At 64.8% G+C, this 2703-nt stretch carries 2 protein-coding genes; one reads left to right on the top strand and one right to left on the bottom strand.

What is annotated here, in order from left to right; all coding sequences use genetic code 11:
• On the bottom strand, nt 1-744 hold a 744-nt coding region (locus tag VGD20_RS15880), incomplete at its 3' end, for a hypothetical protein (protein ID WP_331135370.1).
• 279 nt (nt 745-1023) lie between these two features.
• Between VGD20_RS15880 and VGD20_RS15875 the strand changes: the two genes are divergently transcribed.
• Complete coding sequence (locus VGD20_RS15875; protein WP_331135369.1) at nt 1024-2628, top strand: HamA C-terminal domain-containing protein; 1605 nt, start codon at nt 1024-1026, stop codon at nt 2626-2628.
• The last annotated feature ends 75 nt before the right edge of the window (nt 2629-2703 follow it).

Here is a 2703-nt window from a genome sequence, read left to right as displayed (position 1 = left end):
GGGCACCGAATAATCGTCGGGGACCCGGAAGCCTTGCGGGATCGGCGTCGGGCGTTCGACGGCGAACGCCTGCTGGAGATGAATATAACGGATCCTGCCGTCGGGGGCGGGCAGATTCTTGCGCGTTGCCCATTTCGCGACCTGGTCCTGGAACAGGGCCCAGCCGCCGCTGTCGGTGTCGCTCGCGATGCGCGCCCAAAGCGTAGCGGCCAGATCGTCCCGATGCGGCTCCGAATTGTGAAATTCGAAAAGGCCGAAAAAGAGGCGCAGTTCCGCTGCAGGGCCGACTTCGGCTTCGAGGCGCGCGCGCATGACGGCAGCGACACGGTCATAGTCGATATGCTTCCCTGCGAGTGAGGCGGCGAAACCGGCGTCGGGAATGCGGCCCGTGCGCAGTTTTGCGCTGGCGAGCGTACCGGCACGGTGCTGCGCTAGCGTGGTCGCGAACCATTTTTGCAGCATCGAGGTACCGCGCGGCTTCTTCACAAGGAGCCACTCCCATCCGAGCGGCGTCCGGTCGTTTTGGGGATCGACCGCGAATTTGACCTGCGTCAGCTCGTAGCGGCCGTCGGGCCTGCAGGCGACGACGTCGTCGATCGCCCGAAATCCCTTGTCCTCCGCCTCGACCTTCACCCAGGCGTAGCGCGTGCGGTCGCGATAGAAATCGATCAGCGTCTCGATCGCCACGAGATCCTGATATTCGAACCCGGCGCGGATCGATCCCGCTGTCTTATACTCTCTCACGTCGGTTCCGCCCTCTTTCGTCACCCATCTAGGGGATCGGGCGCTTGCATGTAAGGGGCGCCCGCGGCGGCGGCTTCGCTATCGGTAGGGTGCCGCGGGCAAGCCCGGTTGGGGAAGCCGCCTGTACACGGCGGATTTCGCGGGGTTGAGCTTTGCTACGACCATGGTGCGCACCGCATATTTGGTCCGATCTGAAGCAAGTTTGCCCGAACGCGGCGCTTTACCTTGACGATCGATCGGTGCAGTCAGCGTGCCGGGGGGATAAGCAAGCTGCGTGCCTTGACCGACGGGACCAGTGCGAGCGACGCTGGCGGCATTGCCGCCCGGCGCGGCTTTCGTATCCAGGATCATGTGGCAGCGCGGCTTGCGCTCGACATGCTCGTATCGCCCGATCTCGTCCAGCTGGAGTGCGAGACCGGCGACGACATCGTGCTGCGGTGGGAAGAGCCTGCCGGGTCGCTGATCGAATATGTCCAGGTCAAGACGACCGACGGTGACAGCAAATGGTCCTTTACCGAGCTGACCGCACGGGAGGCCAGCCGCAAGGGAAGTTCGGTCGCCGAGAAATCGCTCGATCGCGATCGCCATGGTGAGAGCGCCGCCTTCCGTCTCGTTACGACGCGCGATGCCCGCGCCGACCTCCGCCTTTTCCAGACCGCTCGCGCGCTCCGCGAGCCCGGCGATGCAGCATTCGGAAAGGCCGTCCAGCGCTTCGTCGACAAATATAAGGACGCGATGTCGCCCTCGGGGCGGAGCCTCGGGGAGTGGGCGGGCGCGCTCCTGTGGGAAGTCGAGGCCGACGAAGCGGCGCTGCGCGCGCGCAACATCAACAGGTTGATTGCGCTCGCCAACGGGCAGGGGGTATCGCCTTCGCTCGAAAGCGCCGAGGCGGTCTATCGCAAGCTGCTCGAGCATGTCGGCGATATGGCGGATGCGCCTGCGGCAGCGCCCGCCGCCAAGATGTGGGGCCGCGCAGCCGCGCTTGCCTGGTGGAGCGGCCAGATGGAGAGCGTGCAGGCTGCGAATATCGGCAGCCTCAAGGTCTATCGGGTCGGCACCGACCGATTTTTTTCCGAACTGTCGCAAATCGACGAGAGCGACCTTCGCCGGACCCTCCATGCCTATGACGTCGAATATGACGGCGAAAGCTGGCGGCTGGGTGAGCTTGTCGAACATCTGCTCGGCTGGCTGCCCGAGGTCGCCATCCCCGGTTCGCTGCTCGCGACCTACGATCATCTCGCGGCACGCAGGCTGCCCGGCGAAGCCGTGCGGCGTCTCGAACAGCATGGCCGGGTCGATGTCCCGCGTCTCATTTCCGAGCTGATGCTGCATGCGATCCTGCGGCATCATTTCGATGCCGAGCCGATCGCCTGCAAGCTCTTCTATCATGTCGGGGGGCAACTGCGATCGACCAATGCCCATATCGTTCAGGCGCCGGGCGGCGATCGGCTCTGGCTCGGCCGGTCGCGCCTCGTGACGGCGACCGAGCATCAGGAGGTCGTCGCGAACGTTCTCGCGGAACTGCGCGGGGCACTGAGCCGCGAAATTGTGAAGGCCGAGCGGGAAATCATCGTCCAGTTGCGCGAGCCGAAGCATTTGCGCAGCGATACCCTCGGCCCGATCCTCGCGTCCAACGGCAAGATTGCGGACCTTCTTGCCGTGCTCACGCTGCCGATCCTCGTCGCCTACGACAGCGCGGTCCTTGGGGAAGGCTATAGCGATGATTATGTTGCGCAGCTCCAGACAGAGGTCGCGGCGGAATATGCGCGGCTGAAAGCCGAACTCGGCACCGAGCTGGACGAGCGCCAGATCGCGATCTTTCTCGTTCCGGTGGAATGTGCGGCGACGCTGGCCGGGGAATTCGACAGGAGGCTGCGGCAATGAGCATCGACGAGCGGCGCGCGCGCGAATGCCTCGGAGCGCCCGCCCTGTTCAAGGACGACGTCTTCGCCGTCTTCC

It is taken from the genome of Sphingopyxis sp. (assembly GCF_036402335.1).
In the GTDB taxonomy this organism is placed as follows: domain Bacteria; phylum Pseudomonadota; class Alphaproteobacteria; order Sphingomonadales; family Sphingomonadaceae; genus Sphingopyxis.
The sequence above is the reverse complement of the archived record's forward strand: the minus strand, read 5'-3'. Positions and strand labels throughout refer to the sequence as shown.